Source organism: Martinezella calliandrae (assembly GCF_030272695.1).
Taxonomy (GTDB): Bacteria; Pseudomonadota; Alphaproteobacteria; order Rhizobiales; family Rhizobiaceae; genus Rhizobium; species Rhizobium calliandrae.
In genome coordinates, this window is record NZ_JARFYN010000080.1 from 1 (window position 1) to 20,473 (window position 20,473).

At 58.2% G+C, this 20,473-nt stretch carries 18 protein-coding genes and 1 tRNA gene; 18 read left to right on the forward strand and 1 reads right to left on the reverse strand.

Annotation, left to right across the window (positions count from 1 at the left end):
* From PY650_RS33305 to rpoC, 14 genes are all read left to right on the forward strand, one after another.
* Positions 1-98 (forward strand): EF-Tu C-terminal domain-related protein (locus tag PY650_RS33305; protein ID WP_131614796.1); only part of this gene is annotated, 98 nt, incomplete at its 5' end.
* 72 nt (positions 99-170) lie between these two features.
* Positions 171-680: a P-loop nucleotide/nucleoside kinase family protein gene (locus PY650_RS33310; RefSeq protein ID WP_285884263.1), complete on the forward strand. Its 510-nt coding sequence runs from the start codon at positions 171-173 to the stop codon at positions 678-680.
* A 247-nt stretch (positions 681-927) separates the two neighbouring features.
* Positions 928-1,821 (forward strand): NAD-dependent epimerase/dehydratase family protein, encoded by an 894-nt coding sequence (locus tag PY650_RS33315; RefSeq protein ID WP_285884264.1) that lies wholly within the window; start codon positions 928-930, stop codon positions 1,819-1,821.
* Positions 1,822-2,111: 290 nt separating this feature from the next.
* Positions 2,112-2,798 (forward strand): glycosyltransferase family protein, encoded by a 687-nt coding sequence (locus tag PY650_RS33320; protein WP_285884265.1) that lies wholly within the window; start codon positions 2,112-2,114, stop codon positions 2,796-2,798.
* 44 nt (positions 2,799-2,842) lie between these two features.
* Entirely contained in the window at positions 2,843-3,700 is an 858-nt protein-coding gene (locus tag PY650_RS33325; protein ID WP_285884271.1) for a 3-deoxy-manno-octulosonate cytidylyltransferase, read from the forward strand.
* Between the two features lie 212 nt (positions 3,701-3,912).
* Positions 3,913-3,988 (forward strand) — tRNA-Trp (locus tag PY650_RS33330).
* A gap of 196 nt (positions 3,989-4,184) precedes the next feature.
* On the forward strand, positions 4,185-4,385 hold the full coding sequence (gene secE, locus PY650_RS33335) for a preprotein translocase subunit SecE (RefSeq protein ID WP_120703911.1): 201 nt from the start codon (positions 4,185-4,187) through the stop codon (positions 4,383-4,385).
* 18 nt (positions 4,386-4,403) lie between these two features.
* Positions 4,404-4,934, forward strand: a complete 531-nt coding sequence (nusG, locus tag PY650_RS33340) for a transcription termination/antitermination protein NusG (RefSeq protein ID WP_075857230.1) — start codon at positions 4,404-4,406, stop codon at positions 4,932-4,934.
* Positions 4,935-5,112: 178 nt separating this feature from the next.
* Complete coding sequence (gene rplK / locus PY650_RS33345) at positions 5,113-5,544, forward strand: 50S ribosomal protein L11 (protein WP_104822776.1); 432 nt, start codon at positions 5,113-5,115, stop codon at positions 5,542-5,544.
* 4 nt (positions 5,545-5,548) lie between these two features.
* Positions 5,549-6,247 carry a 50S ribosomal protein L1 gene (gene rplA / locus PY650_RS33350; RefSeq protein ID WP_285873331.1) on the forward strand — a complete coding sequence of 233 codons (699 nt, stop codon included), beginning with the start codon at positions 5,549-5,551 and terminating at the stop codon, positions 6,245-6,247.
* Between the two features lie 330 nt (positions 6,248-6,577).
* The gene (gene rplJ, locus PY650_RS33355) at positions 6,578-7,096 is read left to right on the forward strand and encodes a 50S ribosomal protein L10 (protein WP_028755228.1); all 519 of its coding nucleotides are present in this window, start codon (positions 6,578-6,580) and stop codon (positions 7,094-7,096) included.
* 58 nt (positions 7,097-7,154) lie between these two features.
* On the forward strand, positions 7,155-7,538 hold the full coding sequence (rplL, locus tag PY650_RS33360; protein WP_104822779.1) for a 50S ribosomal protein L7/L12: 384 nt from the start codon (positions 7,155-7,157) through the stop codon (positions 7,536-7,538).
* A gap of 262 nt (positions 7,539-7,800) precedes the next feature.
* A complete protein-coding gene (gene rpoB / locus PY650_RS33365; protein ID WP_285884267.1) occupies positions 7,801-11,943 on the forward strand; it encodes a DNA-directed RNA polymerase subunit beta in 4,143 nt (1,380 codons plus the stop codon).
* Between the two features lie 190 nt (positions 11,944-12,133).
* Complete coding sequence (rpoC, locus tag PY650_RS33370; RefSeq protein WP_285884268.1) at positions 12,134-16,345, forward strand: DNA-directed RNA polymerase subunit beta'; 4,212 nt, start codon at positions 12,134-12,136, stop codon at positions 16,343-16,345.
* A 110-nt stretch (positions 16,346-16,455) separates the two neighbouring features.
* Here the strand turns inward: rpoC and PY650_RS33375 are convergent, their stop codons facing one another.
* The gene (locus PY650_RS33375; protein WP_285884269.1) at positions 16,456-16,749 is read right to left on the reverse strand and encodes a transcriptional regulator; all 294 of its coding nucleotides are present in this window, start codon (positions 16,747-16,749) and stop codon (positions 16,456-16,458) included.
* 507 nt (positions 16,750-17,256) lie between these two features.
* Here PY650_RS33375 and rpsL point away from each other — a divergent pair.
* The 4 genes from rpsL to PY650_RS33395 form a co-directional block, all read left to right on the forward strand.
* Positions 17,257-17,628, forward strand: coding sequence for a 30S ribosomal protein S12 (gene rpsL, locus PY650_RS33380; protein ID WP_003507760.1), 372 nt, complete (start codon positions 17,257-17,259; stop codon positions 17,626-17,628).
* Positions 17,629-17,705: 77 nt separating this feature from the next.
* On the forward strand, positions 17,706-18,176 hold the full coding sequence (gene rpsG, locus PY650_RS33385; protein ID WP_028755233.1) for a 30S ribosomal protein S7: 471 nt from the start codon (positions 17,706-17,708) through the stop codon (positions 18,174-18,176).
* 33 nt (positions 18,177-18,209) lie between these two features.
* On the forward strand, positions 18,210-20,309 hold the full coding sequence (gene fusA, locus PY650_RS33390) for an elongation factor G (protein ID WP_285884270.1): 2,100 nt from the start codon (positions 18,210-18,212) through the stop codon (positions 20,307-20,309).
* 67 nt (positions 20,310-20,376) lie between these two features.
* A partial coding sequence (locus PY650_RS33395) for a GTP-binding protein (RefSeq protein ID WP_133624442.1) occupies positions 20,377-20,473 on the forward strand: 97 nt, incomplete at its 3' end.

Consider the following 20,473-nt stretch of genomic DNA (forward strand, 5'->3'; position numbering starts at 1 on the left):
TGATCGTTCCGATCGCAATGGAAGAAAAGTTGCGCTTTGCTATCCGCGAAGGCGGCCGCACCGTCGGCGCCGGCATCGTCGCTAGCATCGTCGAGTAATCTCTGGATTATTCGTTGGTTACGAGGGCGCCCCGCTGGAAACAGCGGGGCCGTTCGCATTTCGGGGGGCCGGTGGGATTGATCGTTCTGACAGGCGCATCCGGTTCCGGAAAGACGGCAATTGCCGACGCGATTGCCGAGAAGTACCCCGGTGAATTTGCTGTCGATCGGTTCGACAAAATCGGGGTACCGCCGGTGGATAGGATGATCAGGGATCACGGTTCGCCGGAGGCCTGGCAGCGCGACAAGACCATCGAATGGATGGCGCGCTTGGCGAAGGTCGCCAAGAGTGGAAAGCCGGTTTTGTTCGAAGGGCAGATACGGATTTCCTTTATCGCCGAGGCGATCGTGGCGGCAGGCATTGACCGCTACAGGCTGCTATTGGTCGATTGCGATGACGTAACCAGGACGCAACGGCTCACGGTCGGGAGAGGCCAGCCGGAGCTGGCGGATCAAAACATGATGAATTGGGCAGCCTATCTGCGCAGGGAGGCTAACCTCAATGGCTACGAGATCTTCGATACCAGCAAGCTTTCGCTCGATCAATGCGTTGTGCATGTACTGGGGTATCTGCGGAAGTAGCCACCACAAACGAAAACGCCGAAGTCTCCGACCGGTGATGTCTCCGGACTAAGTCAACTCGGCCAGAGCTCAGCGGAGAATATCGTCGCGCGCATTCGATCTTTAACTCCCTTTCGCCCCGGTATCACAAAATTGTGGTTGGGAAGCCCGCCACACGCGCCGCTTGGGTCGATCTGACCGCTTCGCTCGCCTTGCGAAATGCAGGAAAGGGGCTATCTATCGCTCAATTTCACCAGGAGGATTTTTCATGAAAAAGCGCATTTTGTTTACCGGCGGCAGCGGCAAGGCCGGGCGCCACACTGTTCCCTGGCTGGTCAATGCAGGATACGAGGTCCACAATGTCGATCTCGTGTCGCTGGACAGCCCCGGCGTTACCAATCTGAATGCCGATATCACCGATGCGGGACAAGTTTATAACGTGCTGACGATGCATCGGGATTTACCCGATCTCGATCAGGGCAAGGGTGTGCAGGCCTATGACGTGGTCGTGCATTTCGCTGCCATACCGCGCATTTTGATCAAGCCTGATAATGAGACGTTCCGCATCAACACGATGGGCACTTACAACGTAATCGAAGCGGCGGCAAAGCTTGGAGTCAAGAAAATAATCGTGGCCTCCAGCGAGACGACCTATGGTGTCTGCTTCGCGGAAGGCCATCGCGATTTCCACCAGTTTCCGTTGGAAGAGGACTACGATGTCAATCCGATGGATTCCTACGGCCTGTCGAAGGTTTTGAACGAAAAGACGGCCCGTGCCTTCGCCGAGCGTTTCGGCATCGACATCTATGCGCTGCGCATTGGCAATGTCATCGAGCCTCACGAATATGAGCGCTTCCCGGAGTATTTTGCAGACACCAGCATTCGCAAGCGAATCGCCTGGAGCTATATCGATGCCCGCGATCTCGGCCAGATCGTCCATCTCTGCATCGAAAAGAGCGGTCTCGGCTTTCAGGTGTTCAACGCCGCCAACGACACGGTGTCAGCCAATACGCCGTCCCGCGAGCTTGCCGCTCAGTATTTTCCGAACGTGCCCTTCACCCGCGAAATCGGCGAGTATGAAGGTCTTCTCTCCAACCGTAAGATCCGTGAAGTACTGGGCTTCAAGGAAGAGCATAACTGGCGCCGTTACGTGAAAGCTTGAGGCCGCGCTGACAACCGACACAAAGCCGGGCGCCGTCGCTGCCCGGCTGAAAGTCCCTCAGGGGGAGAGATGCCTCTCCATTTGTTACGGAAGAAAACCAAAAATGCTTCCGCAAACGCTCGACAAATATCCCGGTTGAAGTAAGTAGGTTTGCGTTAGCGAGGCGTGTCCTGGAAATTGCGATGTCCTTCGCGATTCGTGTACTGAATGTGTACTGAATGAGCATCATGTGGCTTACGGGGCCCGCAGGATGTCTGGGCAGCGCGATATGCGCTGCGATGGGAGGGACTATGATCGACGGTATTGCACGTATTTTTGTTGGCTTCGATTCCAAGGAGATTGTCGCATATCATGTGCTCGCGCAAAGCATAATCGAGCGCTCTTCGATCCCGGTGGTGTTTTCGCCGATCGTTCTCAGCAATCTCAATGGCATTTTCACGCGCGAGCGCAATCCGCTGCAATCGACCGAGTTTTCCTTCTCCCGCTTCCTGGTTCCCTACCTCAGCAACTACGAGGGCTGGAGCATCTTCATGGACTGCGACATGCTCGCCCGAGCCGATATTGCCGAACTCTGGAAGCTGCGCGACGATCGCTATGCCGCAATGTGCGTCAAGCACGACTATCAGCCGAAGATCGAAACGAAGTTCCTTGGTCAGACCCAGACCAAATATGAAAAGAAGAACTGGTCGAGCATGATCCTCTTCAACAATGCCAAGTGCCGCGCATTGACGAAGGATTACGTCAACACCGCCACGGGGTTGCAGCTTCATCAGTTCAAGTGGCTGGAAAGCGACGATCAGATCGGTGAGGTTCCAGTGACCTGGAATTATCTCGTCAACGAATACGACTACCGGCCAGATGCGCAGCTGGTGCACTTTACCGATGGCGGTCCGTATTTCGACGAGTATCGCAACGATGATTATGCCGACGAGTGGTTCGCCATCCGTAATCGCATGTTGTACGTCCAGCAGAAATGACGGGGCTGGACCAGGACGTGACCTCGCAAACAGGAACCGGCAAGATGGGCTTTCCGGTTGGCGGAGCCGCCGCTGGCTTGACGACCACCGACGATTGGCGGTCCAAACTTGCGGCGTTCTCCCATATCGTTCTTGTCGCAAACAGCGACGCGGTCGACATCGGGAGCCTTCAGACGCAGTTTCCGCCGACAGCGCTCTTCGTCTTCTTCAATAAGGTCTACAAGGTCCTGGATCGCCCGTTCCACCGGCCTTCGCTGTTGATCTCGCGCGGACAGCCACGCGGTGCCAATATTGTTTATCGGGGTGAGGTCGGCGATGTCGTCAAATTCTTCCCGAAGGAATATTTCCTCGGAATAATGAACATCCGTCTCGGGCTCGAGGAAAAACTCAATCCCGCCGCCGATTTCCAAGGCGCCCCGACCGGCCATCTCGACCTTGTCGGCTTTTGCCGTGATTTCTACACGGATGGCAAGACGCCGACCAGCGGATTTGCCATAGCGCTCTGGTTGAGCGATCTGAAATTGCCCGGCGCCATTGTGCTTGCAGGGTTTTCGGCCAAGCGCAGCGAAAAATGGAGGGTGGTGTCGGTTCACGATTGGACCTTCGAGCAAACCTTTCTACGCCTCTTCGCCCGGTTGGGGAAGATTACCATTCATGGCGGCGTGTCGGCCAACGCCTATGCCAAGCTGGCCGAACGCTTTTGCGAAATTCCAACCGCCGAGATTTCGCTGGCGGCAGCGGAAGTATTATCCGAGCGGCTCAGCAATACCGACGCGGAAGTCGACAGGCTGATCTCGCTGACCAATATGATTCGCTCCACGGACAATTTTCTGCGCCGTCTGAAACCGAAATTCCTTAAGCGGAGGCCCCAACGGAACGCCGGGGGGCAAAATGAAGGCTGAGGGCCGCCACCACGAGGCCTCTGGAAGGCGCCGGGCTGTTACCATGTCAGCTTTCGGCAGCGGGTTAATAGCTTGCATTCTTCGACACTGCACAGCCTCTTGGGAAAAAACGAAAAACAGACTTGCCAATCGTTTCGTCCCGTCTTAAAGGAGCGCCATGTCTTCGAACGGCTCCGCCAGACAACTGAACGGTGCGAATGTTCAAAGCATGAAGGGGTATAGCTCAGTTGGTAGAGCGGCGGTCTCCAAAACCGCAGGTCGTAGGTTCGAGCCCTGCTGCCCCTGCCACTTTCCTTGAATCGACTAGCGCGGTTGTTTTGCAGCTTGTTGGGTCAGGGATTATGCCGGATTGGCGGCAAATTTTCGAAAGCACCGAATTCCCTCTTGTTAATTTGGGAATCGATGTTTATGTAGGGTTCAACAGACACGCGGTGCGTGGGGCTGAGTTGTTCAGCTTTACGCGCCGTAATTGCGTGGGCAGTCAATGGCATCCAAAACGAATCCACTTGCGTTTCTGCAGCAGGTCCGCTCCGAGACGTCGAAAATCACTTGGCCGTCCCGCCGCGAGACGATGATCTCGACGGTGATGGTGCTTGTCATGGTCATTTTTGCCTCGTTGTTTTTCTTTGCTGCTGACCAGCTCATCGGCTGGGTTCTTGGCTACGTGCTGAATACCGGCAATTGATATCGAGTGGAGATGAACATGGCGGCACGTTGGTACATCGTCCACGCTTATTCTAATTTCGAAAAGAAGGTGGCTGAATCCATCGAGGAGAAGGCCAAGCAGAAGGGGCTCGAGCATCTGTTTGAAAAGATTCTCGTGCCGACCGAAAAGGTGGTTGAAGTGCGTCGCGGCCGCAAGGTCGACAGCGAGCGCAAGTTCTTCCCGGGATATGTGTTGGTGCGCGCCAACCTGACGGATGAAGCTTACCACCTGATTAAGAATACGCCGAAGGTCACTGGCTTTCTCGGCTCCGACAATAAGCCCGTTCCGATTCCGGATTATGAAGCCGAGCGCATTCTCGGTCAGGTTCAGGAAGGTGTCGAGCGGCCGAAGGCTTCCGTATCCTTCGAGATCGGCGAGCAGGTCCGCGTTTCCGACGGTCCGTTCGCTTCGTTCAACGGTACCGTTCAGGATGTGGACGAAGAGCGTTCGCGCCTGAAGGTGGAAGTGTCGATTTTCGGCCGCGCTACGCCGGTCGAGCTGGAATACAGTCAGGTCGAAAAGGTCTGATCTTTTTTTGAGTTTGGATGTAAGTAAGTGTTTACTTACATCCCGCGGCGCCGCCGCATTCCGCGTGGAAGGGTAGGGGTCTTAGCCGGGCCTTTTGATCCGTACCACGCAACCGCAGCCGCCGGAGCGATCCGGCATAGTAGGCCGGGTGACCGGTCAGTTAGAAAGGCAGAGAGATATGGCTAAGAAAGTTGCAGGCCAGCTCAAGCTGCAGGTTAAGGCCGGCTCGGCGAATCCGTCGCCGCCGATCGGTCCTGCGCTTGGTCAGCGTGGCATTAACATCATGGAATTCTGCAAGGCGTTCAATGCCGCCACGCAGGAAATGGAAAAGGGCATGCCGATCCCGGTCGTCATCACCTACTACCAGGACAAGTCCTTTACCTTCGCAATGAAGCAGCCGCCGGTCAGCTATTTCCTGAAGAAGGAAGCGAAGATCCAGTCCGGCTCGAAGACCCCGGGCAAGGGTGCCAAGGCTGGCACGCTCACCAAGGCTCAGGTCAAGTCGATTGCCGAAGCCAAGATGAAGGATCTGAACGCCGCCGATATCGAAGGCGCAATGGCCATGATCGAGGGCTCCGCCCGCGCCATGGGCCTGGAAGTGGTAGGTTAAGACCATGGTAGCAAAGCGTATTCAGAAGATCCGCGAAGGCGTTGATCCCACCAAGCTCTATGCCCTGACCCAGGCTATTGGCATGGTCAAGGAACGGGCTGTCGCCAAATTCGACGAAACCATCGAAGTGGCCATGAATCTCGGTGTTGACCCGCGTCACGCCGACCAGATGGTCCGCGGCGTCGTCAACCTGCCGAACGGCACCGGCCGCTCTGTTCGTGTTGCCGTCTTCGCTCGCGGCGCCAAGGCTGATGAAGCCAAGGCTGCTGGTGCAGACATCGTCGGTGCTGAAGACCTGGTCGAAATCGTCCAGGGTGGCAAGATCGACTTCGATCGTTGCATCGCGACCCCAGACATGATGCCGCTCGTCGGTCGTCTCGGCAAGGTTCTCGGCCCGCGCGGCATGATGCCGAACCCGAAGGTCGGCACCGTCACCATGGACGTCAAGGGTGCTGTCGAAGCGTCCAAGGGCGGCGCAGTTGAGTTCCGCGTCGAGAAGGCTGGTATCGTCCATGCCGGCATCGGCAAGGCCTCCTTCGATGCCAAGGCTCTGGAAGAAAACATCCGTGCCTTCGCCGACGCCGTCATCAAGGCGAAGCCGGCTGGTGCAAAGGGCAACTACGTTAAGCGCGTAGCCATCTCTTCGACCATGGGCCCGGGCGTCAAGATCGAGCCGTCGACGGTTACGGCACCGAGCGCCTAATGATTCTGCTGGGCAGTCTACCCGGCATTTAAGAATTCCTGGCCCTTCGGGGCCGGGATATCCGGAGAAATCCGGAATTCCTGTCCGAGATTGCAGGTGGTTGAGACCTTAATCACTTTGCCTGCATGAGACGGGTAAGACCCGAATTTTGAAGAAGTTCTGCTTCGATGAACTCGGTTCGAGCCTTGGATGCCTTGTGCCTTGGAGCCTTAGGGCTCGAGCGCGAGGGGACAGGATCCTCAAGCGTCGCTTGGGATCTCAATTGATCCCAGGAGGCAAAAGGCAACCCGGCAGGTCCGTTTACCCGGTCCTGTCAACTGGAGAAAAGCAGTGGAAAGAGCGGAAAAACGCGAATTCGTCACGGAACTGAACGAAGTCTTCAAGGCTTCGGGCTCGGTTGTCGTGGCCCACTATGCTGGTGCCACAGTCGCACAGATGAACGACTTTCGTTCCAAGATGCGCGCAGCTGGCGGTACCGTCAAAGTCGCGAAGAACCGCCTGGCCAAGATTGCTCTTCAGGGCACGGATGCGGAGGGGATTTCCAATCTCTTCACGGGTCAGACGCTGATCGCATACAGCACCGATCCGATTACCGCTCCGAAGGTCGTCGTGGATTTCGCCAAGAGCAATGACAAGATCGTTGTTTTGGGCGGCGCCATGGGAACAACCACGCTCAACCCCGAAGGTGTTAAGTCGCTCGCGACCCTGCCTTCGCTGGACGAGCTGCGTGCGAAGCTGCTGGGCATGATCCAGACGCCGGCTACCCGCATCGCAGGCGTGGTTGCAGCACCGGCAAGCCAGCTTGCTCGTGTGTTCTCGGCCTACGCCAAGAAGGACGAAGCCGCGTAAGGCGGTTTTTCGCTGTTCATAATCAACCAGTTCGAACCGAACAAAAGGAACTACAAAAATGGCTGATCTCGCAAAGATCGTTGAAGACCTCTCCTCGCTGACCGTTCTCGAAGCCGCAGAACTGTCCAAGCTTCTTGAAGAAAAGTGGGGCGTTTCGGCCGCTGCTCCGGTAGCTGTTGCTGCCGTTGCTGGTGGTGCTGGCGGCGCTGCTGCTGCTGTTGAAGAAGAAAAGACCGAGTTCGACGTCATCCTCGCTGATGCCGGCGCGAACAAGATCAATGTCATCAAGGAAGTCCGCGCCATCACCGGTCTCGGCCTCAAGGAAGCCAAGGACCTCGTTGAGGCTGCTCCGAAGGCTGTCAAGGAAGGCGTTTCCAAGGCTGAAGCCGCTGACATTAAGAAGAAGCTTGAAGACGCCGGCGCAAAGGCCGACGTCAAGTAAGCATGAACTGCTTTGGGAGGTGGCGTTTTGCCGCCTCCCATTTGCCGTTTTTCTGAACAAATTACCCAAAAGCCGCGGGCAAAACGGCTTTTGGGTAATGGGTTCTTCAAGAGGATGGTCTCAGACCGAGCCGCGACGCAATCCGTGCCGAGCGGCTTTCGGTCAGCTAGACGAGATTGAACTACTCATTGATTGATGGGGTCGCCTGGCCAGCGGTTCCCATCCGTTGCAGGCCCGGGTGCAGGATTTTAAAGGAGCGACGATGGCTCAGACCCTTTCGTTCAATGGTCGCAGGCGCGTACGCAAGTTTTTTGGTAAGATTCCCGAAGTCGCAGAGATGCCGAACCTCATCGAGGTTCAGAAGGCATCCTACGATCAGTTCCTCATGGTCGAAGAGCCCAAGGGCGGCCGCCCTGACGAGGGTCTCCAGGCCGTCTTCAAGTCGGTTTTCCCGATTACCGATTTCTCCGGTGCCTCCATGCTGGAGTTCGTGTCGTATGAATTCGAACCGCCGAAGTTCGACGTCGACGAGTGCCGCCAGCGCGACCTGACCTATGCCGCGCCGCTGAAGGTCACTCTCCGTCTGATCGTGTTCGATATCGATGAGGATACCGGCGCGAAGTCCATCAAGGATATCAAGGAACAGAGCGTTTACATGGGCGATATGCCGCTCATGACGAACAACGGTACGTTCATCGTGAACGGCACTGAACGCGTTATCGTGTCCCAGATGCACCGTTCGCCGGGCGTCTTCTTCGATCACGACAAGGGCAAGAGCCACTCTTCCGGCAAGCTGCTCTTCGCTGCTCGCGTCATCCCGTATCGTGGCTCCTGGCTCGATATCGAGTTCGACGCCAAGGATATCGTCTACGCCCGTATCGACCGCCGCCGCAAGATCCCGGTGACGTCGCTGTTGATGGCGCTTGGCATGGACGGCGAAGAAATCCTGTCGACGTTCTACACGAAGTCGCTCTACCAGCGTGACGGCGAAGGCTGGCGCATTCCCTTCAAGGCGGAAACGCTTAAGGGCGCCAAGACCGTTGCTGACATGATCGACGCTGACACCGGCGAAGTCGTTGTCGAAGGCGGCAAGAAGCTGACCCCGCGCCTGCTGCGTCAGTTGCAGGAAAAGGGCCTCAAGGCCTTGAAGGCCACCGACGAAGAGCTTTACGGGCTGTTCCTGGCGGAAGACATCGTCAACTTCCAGACCGGCGAGATCTATCTCGAAGCCGGCGACGAAATCGACGAGAAGACCCTGCCGATCATCCTCAAGGCTGGCTTCGACGAAATTCCGGTTCTCGGCATCGACCATATCAATGTCGGCGCCTACATCCGCAACACGCTGTCTGCCGACAAGAACGAGAACCGTCAGGACGCTCTGTTCGACATCTACCGCGTCATGCGTCCGGGTGAACCGCCGACCATGGAATCGGCCGAAGCCATGTTCAACTCGTTGTTCTTCGATGCGGAACGCTATGACCTCTCCGCCGTCGGTCGCGTCAAGATGAACATGCGCCTCGACCTGGACGTCGAAGACACCGTCCGGATCCTGCGCAAGGACGACATCCTGGCCGTGGTCAAGATGTTGGTCGAATTGCGCGACGGCAAGGGCGAAATCGACGACATCGACAACCTCGGCAACCGCCGCGTCCGCTCGGTTGGCGAACTGATGGAAAACCAGTACCGTCTCGGCCTGCTGCGCATGGAGCGCGCGATCAAGGAACGCATGTCCTCGATCGAGATCGACACGGTCATGCCGCAGGATCTGATCAACGCAAAGCCGGCTGCTGCTGCCGTCCGCGAATTCTTCGGCTCCTCGCAGCTCTCGCAGTTCATGGACCAGGTGAACCCGCTTTCGGAAATCACCCACAAGCGCCGTCTTTCGGCTCTTGGTCCGGGCGGTCTGACCCGCGAACGCGCCGGCTTCGAAGTCCGCGACGTGCATCCGACCCACTACGGTCGTATTTGCCCGATCGAAACGCCGGAAGGTCCGAACATCGGTCTCATCAACTCGCTGGCGACCTTTGCCCGAGTCAACAAGTACGGCTTCATCGAAAGCCCTTATCGCCGCATCATTGACGGTAAGGTGACCAATGATGTGCTCTATCTCTCTGCCATGGAAGAGGCGAAGTACTATGTTGCCCAGGCCAACGCCGAGCTCGACGCCGACGGCTCCTTCATCGAGGAATTCGTCGTCTGCCGTCATGCCGGCGAAGTTATGCTCGCTCCGCGCGACAACATCAATCTGATGGACGTCTCGCCGAAGCAGCTGGTTTCGGTCGCAGCCGCTCTGATCCCATTCCTGGAAAACGATGACGCCAACCGTGCTCTCATGGGCTCGAATATGCAGCGTCAGGCCGTGCCGTTGCTGCGCGCCGAAGCTCCGTTCGTCGGTACTGGCATGGAGCCGGTCGTTGCTCGAGACTCCGGCGCTGCTATCGGCGCTCGTCGCGGCGGCGTGGTCGACCAGGTCGACGCAACGCGTATCGTTATCCGCGCCACTGAAGACCTCGATCCATCGAAGTCCGGCGTCGATATCTATCGCCTGATGAAGTTCCAGCGATCGAACCAGAACACCTGCGTCAACCAGCGTCCGCTTGTCACCGTCGGTGACGTGGTCAACAAGGGCGACATCCTGGCCGACGGTCCGTCGACCGATCTTGGCGATCTGGCGCTCGGCCGCAACGTGCTTGTCGCGTTCATGCCGTGGAACGGCTACAACTACGAAGACTCGATCCTGCTCTCCGAGCGTATCGTTGCCGACGACGTGTTCACCTCCATCCACATCGAGGAATTCGAAGTGATGGCGCGCGACACCAAGCTCGGTCCGGAAGAAATCACCCGCGATATTCCGAACGTTTCGGAAGAAGCGCTGAAGAACCTGGACGAAGCCGGCATCGTTTACATCGGCGCGGAAGTGCAGCCGGGCGATATCCTAGTCGGCAAGATCACGCCGAAGGGCGAAAGCCCGATGACGCCGGAAGAAAAGCTTCTGCGTGCCATCTTCGGTGAAAAGGCGTCCGACGTTCGCGACACCTCCATGCGCATGCCGCCAGGCACCTACGGCACGGTTGTCGAAGTTCGCGTCTTCAACCGCCACGGCGTCGAGAAGGACGAACGTGCAATGGCGATCGAGCGCGAAGAGATCGAACGTCTTGCCAAGGACCGCGACGACGAGCAGGCGATCCTCGACCGGAACGTCTACGGCCGCCTGATCGAGATGCTCCGTGGGCAGGTGGCGCTTGCCGGTCCGAAGAGCTTCAAGAAGGGCACTGAACTGTCCAACGCCGTCGTCTCCGAATATCCGCGCTCGCAGTGGTGGATGTTTGCCGTCGAGGACGAGAAGGTCCAGGGCGAGCTCGAAGCTCTGCGCGGCCAGTACGATGAATCCAAGTCGCGCCTCGAACAACGCTTCATGGATAAGGTCGAGAAGGTCCAGCGCGGCGACGAAATGCCTCCGGGCGTCATGAAGATGGTCAAGGTCTTCGTCGCTGTGAAGCGCAAGATCCAGCCGGGCGACAAGATGGCCGGGCGTCACGGCAACAAGGGTGTCGTATCGCGCATCGTGCCGGTCGAGGACATGCCGTTCCTCGAAGACGGTACGCATGTCGACATCGTGCTCAACCCGCTCGGCGTGCCGTCGCGCATGAACGTCGGTCAGATCCTTGAGACGCACCTCGGCTGGGCTTGCGCCGGCATGGGGCGCCAGATCGGCGAGCTGATCGAAGCCTATAAGGCAAGCGGCAACATCGAGCCCCTGCGCCAGACGATCGATATGGTCGTCGGTGACGGTCCGAAGAGCGACGACGTTCATGAGTATGACGACGCCTCGGTTCTGCGTCTGGCAGATCAGTGGAAGCGTGGCGTGTCCATCGCGACCCCGGTCTTCGACGGCGCCGGCGAAGTCGACGTCAACGAGATGCTCGCAATGGCAGGTCTGAAGCAGACCGGCCAGTCGACGCTCTATGACGGTCGTACCGGCGAGCAGTTCGACCGCCAGGTTACAGTTGGCTACATCTACATGCTGAAGCTTAACCACCTGGTCGACGACAAGATCCACGCTCGCTCGATCGGCCCGTACTCGCTCGTGACGCAGCAGCCGCTGGGCGGCAAGGCGCAGTTCGGCGGTCAGCGCTTCGGCGAAATGGAGGTCTGGGCGCTCGAAGCTTACGGCGCAGCCTACACGCTGCAGGAAATGCTCACGGTCAAGTCGGACGACGTGGCCGGTCGCACCAAGGTCTACGAAGCAATCGTCCGCGGCGACGACACCTTCGAAGCGGGCATTCCGGAGAGCTTCAACGTTCTCGTCAAGGAAATGCGGTCGCTGGGTCTCAGCGTCGAATTGGAAAACTCCAAGGTCGACGATCTGCAGACAGCGGGTCAGCTTCCGGACGCAGCCGAGTAATAGCCGACAGGGTGCGCGCTGCCTGCCAGCGCGCACCGTTCCCGCCGGCGCGCGAATTTGTGTGGCGCAAGGCAGGGACGATTTCGCCGCATTCTGCGGTTATTGTCGTTTTAAGGCGTCAGTCCGGCTCCCGGGAATTTGCCGGTACTGATTGCAATTCGAGGGCGTATCGCCCCTAAAGGAGACAGGCATGAACCAAGAGGTCATGAATCTTTTCAATCCGCAGGTGCCTGCACAGAATTTCGATTCCATCCGGATTTCGATCGCATCGCCGGAGAAGATTCTTTCCTGGTCTTATGGTGAGATCAAGAAGCCGGAGACGATCAACTATCGTACGTTCAAGCCGGAACGCGATGGTCTCTTCTGCGCACGAATCTTTGGGCCGATCAAGGATTACGAGTGCCTGTGCGGCAAGTACAAGCGCATGAAGTACAAGGGCATCATCTGCGAAAAGTGCGGCGTCGAAGTGACGCTGTCGCGTGTTCGCCGTGAGCGCATGGGCCATATCGAGCTCGCTGCTCCCGTTGCCCATATCTGGTTCCTGAAGTCGCTGCCGAGCCGCATTTCCACGCTGCTCGACATGACGCTGAAGGATGTCGAGCGCGTTCTCTACTTTGAAAACTACATCGTCACCGAGCCGGGCCTCACCGCGCTCAAGGAGCACCAGCTTCTGACGGAAGAAGAGTACATGCTCGCCGTCGACGAATATGGCGAAGACCAGTTCACCGCCATGATCGGCGCTGAAGCGATCTACGAGATGCTGGCCAGCATGAATCTCGAGAAGATCGCTGGCGATCTGCGCTCCGAGCTTGCCGACACCACGTCGGATCTCAAGCAGAAGAAGCTGATGAAGCGCCTGAAGATCGTCGAGAACTTCATGGAATCCGGCAACCGTCCGGAATGGATGATCATGAAGGTCGTCCCGGTCATCCCGCCGGACCTGCGTCCGCTGGTGCCGCTCGATGGCGGCCGTTTCGCAACGTCTGATCTGAACGATCTGTACCGTCGCGTCATCAACCGTAACAATCGTCTGAAGCGCCTCATCGAACTGCGCGCTCCGGGCATCATCATCCGCAATGAAAAGCGCATGCTGCAGGAATCTGTCGATGCGCTGTTCGACAACGGCCGTCGCGGCCGCGTCATTACCGGCGCCAACAAGCGTCCGCTGAAGTCGCTGTCCGACATGCTGAAGGGCAAGCAGGGCCGCTTCCGCCAGAACCTGCTCGGCAAGCGCGTCGACTATTCCGGCCGTTCGGTCATCGTGACCGGTCCGGAACTGAAGCTGCATCAGTGCGGCCTGCCGAAGAAGATGGCGCTCGAACTGTTCAAGCCGTTCATCTACGCTCGCCTCGATGCCAAGGGTTATTCCTCGACCGTCAAGCAGGCCAAGAAGCTGGTTGAAAAGGAAAAGCCGGAAGTTTGGGATATCCTCGACGAGGTCATCCGCGAGCATCCGGTCCTCCTGAACCGCGCGCCGACGCTGCACCGCCTGGGTATCCAGGCCTTCGAGCCCATGCTGGTCGAAGGCAAGGCGATCCAGTTGCACCCGCTCGTCTGCACGGCCTTCAACGCTGACTTCGACGGTGACCAGATGGCCGTTCACGTGCCGCTGTCGCTCGAAGCCCAGCTCGAAGCTCGCGTGCTGATGATGTCGACCAACAACATTTTGCATCCGGCAAACGGCGCGCCGATTATCGTTCCGTCGCAGGACATGGTTCTCGGTCTCTACTACCTCTCGATCCTGAACCAGAACGAGCCGGGCGAAGGCATGGCCTTCTCCGATCTCGGCGAGCTGCATCACGCTTTGGAAAACAAGGTCGTGACGCTGCACTCGAAGATTCGCGGCCGCTTCAAGTCGATCGACGAAGAGGGCAAGCCCTATTCGAAGATCTATGAAACGACCCCTGGCCGGCTGCTGATCGGTGAACTGCTGCCGAAGCACGGCAAGGTGACCTTCGACATCTGCAATCAGGAAATGACCAAGAAGAACATCTCCAAGATGATCGACACGGTCTACCGTCATTGCGGCCAGAAGGACACGGTCATTTTCTGCGACCGCATCATGCAGCTTGGCTTTGCTCACGCCTGCCGCGCCGGCATTTCGTTCGGCAAAGACGACATGGTCATTCCGAACACCAAGGCGAAGATCGTCGGCGATACTGAAGCGCTCGTGAAGGAATACGAGCAGCAGTACAATGACGGTCTGATCACCCAGGGTGAAAAGTACAACAAGGTTGTCGACGCCTGGGGCAAGGCCACGGAAAAGGTCGCAGAAGAAATGATGGCCCGCATTAAGGCCGTCGAATTCGACGAGAAAACCGGTCGTCAGAAGCCGATGAACTCGATCTACATGATGAGCCACTCGGGCGCCCGCGGTTCTCCGAACCAGATGCGTCAGTTGGGCGGCATGCGCGGCCTCATGGCCAAGCCGTCGGGCGAAATCATCGAGACGCCGATCATCTCGAACTTCAAGGAAGGCCTGACCGTGAACGAGTACTTCAACTCGACACACGGCGCCCGTAAGGGTCTGGCAGACACTGCCTTGAAGACAGCGAACTCCGGTTACCTGACCCGCCGTCTCGTCGACGTCGCGCAGGATTGCATCGTGACGCATATCGATTGCGGCACCGAAAGCGGCCTGACCATGACCGCCATCGTCGATGCAGGTCAGGTTGTCGCCTCGCTCGGCGCCCGCATCCTTGGCCGTACGGCGCTGGACGATATCGATCATCCAGTCACGGGTGAGCGCATCGTCGATGCTGGCAAGATGATCCTGGAGCCGGACGTCATCGAGATCGAAAAGGCTGGTATCCAGTCGATCCGCATCCGTTCGGCCCTGACCTGCGAAATCCAGACGGGCGTCTGCTCGGTCTGCTACGGCCGCGACCTTGCTCGCGGTACGCCGGTCAACATCGGTGAAGCTGTCGGCGTCATCGCCGCTCAGTCGATCGGTGAGCCGGGGACGCAGCTGACCATGCGTACTTTCCACCTGGGCGGCACGGCGACCGTGGTCGACCAGTCGTTCCTGGAAGCCTCTTATGAAGGCACGGTGCAGATCAGGAACCGCAACATGCTGCGCAACTCCGAAGGCAGCCTGGTTGCCATGGGCCGCAACATGACGGTGCAGATCCTGGACGAACGTGGCGTCGAACGCTCTTCGCAGCGCGTCGCCTACGGCTCCAAGCTCTATGTCGATGATGGTGATAAGGTGAAGCGCGGCCAGCGTCTCGCAGAATGGGATCCGTATACCCGTCCGATGATGACGGAAGTGGCCGGCACGGTACACTTCGAAGACGTCGTCGACGGTCTCTCGGTTCTCGAAGCGACCGACGAGTCGACCGGCATCACCAAGCGTCAGGTTATCGACTGGCGCTCGACACCGCGCGGTTCGGATCTGAAGCCGGCAATCGTCGTCAAGGACGCCAGCGGCAATGTTGCCAAGCTGTCGCGTGGCGGTGAAGCTCGCTTCCTGCTCTCGGTCGACGCGATCCTGTCCGTCGAGCCGGGCCAGAAGGTGTCGCAGGGCGACGTTCTTGCCCGTTCGCCATTGGAAAGCGCCAAGACCAAGGACATCACCGGTGGTCTGCCGCGCGTTGCCGAACTGTTCGAAGCCCGTCGTCCGAAGGACCACGCCATCATCGCAGAGATCGATGGTACGATCCGCCTCGGCCGAGACTACAAGAACAAGCGCCGTGTCATCATCGAACCGGCGGAAGATGGTGTCGAGCCGGTCGAATACCTGATCCCGAAGGGCAAGCCCTTCCACCTTCAGGAAGGCGACTATATCGAAAAGGGTGACTACATCCTTGACGGTAACCCGGCTCCGCACGACATCCTGGCGATCAAGGGCGTCGAGGCTCTGGCTTCCTACCTCGTCAACGAAATCCAGGAAGTCTACCGCTTGCAGGGCGTTGTCATCAACGACAAGCACATCGAAGTGATTGTCCGTCAGATGCTGCAGAAGGTGGAAATCACTGATGCAGGCGACAGCCAGTACATCGTCGGCGACAATGTCGACCGGATCGAACTGGAAGACGCCAACGACCGCCTGATCGAGGAAGGCAAGAAGCCCGCTTACGGCGATCCGGTTCTGCTCGGCATCACCAAGGCGTCGCTGCAGACCCCGTCCTTCATCTCGGCCGCGTCCTTCCAGGAAACGACGAAGGTGCTGACGGAAGCTGCCATCGCTGGCAAGACCGACGGTCTGCAGGGCTTGAAGGAAAACGTTATCGTCGGCCGCCTGATCCCGGCCGGTACCGGCGGCACCATGACGCAGATCCGCCGCATCGCGACCGCTCGCGACGAACTGATCCTGGAAGAGCGCCGCAAGGGCACGGGCGCCGCCGTCGCCACGCCGATGCTGCAGGACATGGCCGACGAGAGTGCCCCGGCCGCTGAATAAGCGGCTGGAGGTTCATCCAAAAATCAAAACCGCCCGGAGCGATCCGGGCGGTTTCTTTTTTTGCATCTGTATTGTGAAAAGCAGGCGAGGGCGCGACAACAGGGTCCCGTCTAGCGGAAGCGGATGATCGCCACTTCGCCTTCCAATGCGCCCTGATAGGCGGAGGCGTGCGGCTCCTCATCCGGAACGTCGGTCAGCATGCCGATCTGATCGAGGTCGGCCTCGATGAAGCCTTCCTCCGCAAGCGCGTTCAGCGCTTCGCGCACGGCAGTGTCGTCATCCGGCGCCTTCAGCATGACATGCAGGTCGATGCCGTCGCCGCCATCAGACTCATACCCCTTGCCGATGATGATGAAGACCATGGGGCCGTCGAAATTGTTGTCGTTATCTGGCGCAGTGATCATAAGTCTTCCTTCGGGTCTATCAAACCGGCCGGGTGATTCCTTGAATTTCCCTTGCCGTCCGATGAAATTGGCTTTCTGTGATTCCTTATAGGGATTTTAACGAAATACCCAAGTCTATCTTGCCCGAGCGGTGCCATTTCGTTGGTTCAGGCGCCAAATGGCTGGTTTGCCCGGCCTTTTCGGGCTTTATGACAAAGATAATTTCTTAACCGGCCTTGACGAACCGACGGGAAACCAGTAGTACCGCCGCCATCAGGACCCATGTGAGGCATGGCTGTTCGGAGCGACGCGCTCTGGAGTTCACCTCAAACAAGGTTCTAAACGCACGTTGAAGACACGAATGCTGCACGCAAGACGCGTTTAACTGCGTCCTCTGCTTTTTTGTGGTCCATCTGCGAAAGCGGATCGGGCCACGTTTTGCGCATTGAGACGAACGTGTGTCGTTGCCGGAGACGGCGAGTGTTAAGCCCGCAAGGGTGTCGAGATAGATTTACAAGGGATGGTTGAATGCCTACCGTAAACCAGCTGATCCGCAAGCCTCGCCAGGCGCAGGTAAAGCGTAATAAGGTTCCCGCTCTCCAGGAGAACCCGCAGAAGCGCGGTGTTTGCACCCGCGTCTACACGACGACGCCGAAGAAGCCGAACTCGGCTCTGCGTAAGGTCGCAAAGATCCGCCTGACCAACGGCTTCGAAGTCATTGGTTACATCCCGGGTGAAGGCCACAACCTTCAGGAACACTCTGTCGTCATGATCCGCGGCGGCCGCGTTAAGGACCTTCCGGGTGTTCGCTATCACATCATCCGCGGCGTTCTCGATACCCAGGGTGTCAAGAACCGCAAGCAGCGCCGTTCCAAGTACGGTGCAAAGCGTCCGAAGTAATTCGGTTTCAGATAATCCGACGCTGCGCGAGGTTCTCCGCGTTGTAAAGCGTCGCTAACAGTTGAGAGACGAGAAGAATGTCCCGACGTCACAGAGCAGAAAAGCGCGAGATCAATCCGGACCCGAAGTTCGGCGATCTGGTCGTCACGAAGTTCATGAATGCCATCATGCTGGACGGCAAGAAGTCCGTAGCTGAAAACATCGTTTACGGCGCATTCGACGCCGTGCAGGGCAAGGCAAAGCAGGAGCCGCTCGGCGTGTTCCATCAGGCTTTGGATAACATCGCTCCGCACGTTGAGGTCCGTTCGCGCCGCGTTGGTGGTGCTACGTATCAGGTTCCGGTCGATGTTCGTCCCGAGCGTCGTCAGGCCCTTGCCATTCGCTGGCTCATCGCTGCTGCCCGCAAGCGCAACGAAACCACCATGGTCGACCGTCTCTGCGGCGAACTTCTTGATGCCTCCAACAACCGCGGCTCTGCCGTCAAGAAGCGCGAAGACACGCACAAGATGGCTGACGCCAACCGTGCGTTCTCGCATTATCGCTGGTAATCCCGAACGGTTTCCCCCGAAAGGCAGTCCACTATGGCTCGCGAATATAAAATCGAAGACTACCGCAATTTCGGTATCATGGCGCACATCGACGCCGGCAAGACCACGACCACCGAGCGTATTCTTTACTACACCGGCAAGTCGCACAAGATCGGCGAAGTCCACGACGGCGCAGCCACCATGGACTGGATGGAGCAGGAGCAGGAGCGTGGTATCACGATCACGTCCGCTGCCACCACGACCTTCTGGAAGGGCCGTGACGGCAAGATGCGCCGCTTCAACATCATCGACACCCCCGGCCACGTCGACTTCACCATCGAAGTCGAGCGTTCGCTGCGCGTTCTCGATGGCGCCATCGCGTTGCTCGACGCCAACGCCGGTGTTGAGCCGCAGACGGAAACCGTCTGGCGTCAAGCTGAGAAGTACCATGTTCCGCGTATGATCTTCTGTAACAAGATGGACAAGACCGGAGCCGACTTCTATCGCTCAGTCGAGATGATCAAGTCCCGGCTCGGCGCAACCGCCGTCGTCATGCAGCTGCCGATCGGCGCTGAAAGCGAATTCAAGGGCGTTGTCGACCTGATCGAGATGAACGCTCTCATCTGGCGCGACGAGTCGCTCGGCGCACAGTGGGACGTCGTCGAAATCCCGGAAGACATGAAGGCTAAGGCGGAAGAATACCGCGAAAAGCTGATCGAGACGGTTGTCGAGATCGACGAAGCTGCGACCGAAGCCTACCTTGAAGGCAACCTGCCGGACAACGACCAGATCCGCGCACTCGTTCGCCGCGGCACGATCGACGTCAAGTTCCATCCGATGTTCTGCGGCACCGCCTTCAAGAACAAGGGCGTTCAGCCGCTGCTCGACGCCGTCGTCGATTACCTGCCGTCCCCGGTAGACATTCCGGCGATCAAGGGCATTGACGTCAAGACGGAAGCCGAAATCCATCGTCATGCCGACGATGCCGAGCCGCTGTCCATGCTGGCGTTCAAGATCATGAACGACCCCTTCGTCGGCTCGCTGACCTTCGCTCGTATCTATTCCGGCAAGCTCGAAAAGGGCGCGTCGGTCATGAACACGGTTAAGGACAAGCGCGAGCGCGTCGGCCGTATGTTGCAGATGCACTCCAACTCGCGTGAAGACATCGAAGAAGCCTTCGCTGGCGACATCGTTGCTCTGGCCGGCCTCAAGGAAACCACCACTGGCGACACGCTCTGCGATCCGCTGAAACCGGTTATCCTCGAGCGCATGGAATTCCCGGAGCCGGTTATCCAGATCGCGATCGAGCCAAAGACCAAGGGCGACCAGGAAAAGATGGGCCTCGCGCTCAACCGCCTGGCAGCCGAAGATCCGTCCTTCCGCGTGAAGACGGACCAGGAATCGGGTCAGACGATCATTGCTGGCATGGGTGAACTTCACCTCGACATTATCGTCGACCGCATGCGTCGTGAGTTCAAGGTCGAAGCAACCGTCGGCGCGCCGCAGGTTGCTTACCGCGAAACTATCACGCGCCAGACTGAGAAGGACTACACTCACAAGAAGCAGTCGGGTGGTACGGGTCAGTTCGCTCGCGTCAAGATCGTGTTCGAACCGAACCCGGAAGGCGACGATTTCAAATTCGAGTCCAAGATCGTCGGCGGTGCTGTTCCGAAGGAATACATCCCGGGCGTTCAGAAGGGCATCGAAAGCGTTCTGTCTTCAGGCCCGCTGGCTGGCTTCCCGATGCTCGGCGTCAAGGCGACGCTCATCGACGGCGCCTTCCACGACGTCGACTCGTCGGTTCTGGCCTTCGAAATCGCTGCACGCGCCTGCTTCCGCGAAGCAGCTCGCGAAGCTGGTGCCCAGCTCCTCGAGCCGATGATGAAGGTCGAAGTCGTGACGCCGGAAGACTATGTCGGCGACGTCATCGGCGACCTGAACTCGCGTCGTGGCCAGATCCAGGGCCAGGAAAGCCGCGGTATCGCCGTTGTCATCAACGCGAACGTGCCGCTGGCAAACATGTTCAAATACGTCGACAACCTGCGCTCCATGTCTCAGGGCCGCGCGCAGTACACCATGACCTTCGATCATTATTCGCCGGTCCCGTCGAACGTCGCACAGGAAATCCAGGCAAAGTATTCCGGTCAGAAGTGACCGGAATACCAATTGACCGATAACAAGAATTGATCCCCTCGGGGACAGGAAAAACGGAGAGCCGAAAATGGCAAAGAGTAAGTTTGAGCGCAATAAGCCGCACGTTAACATCGGCACGATCGGCCACGTTGACCACGGCAAGACGTCTCTGACGGCAGCGATCA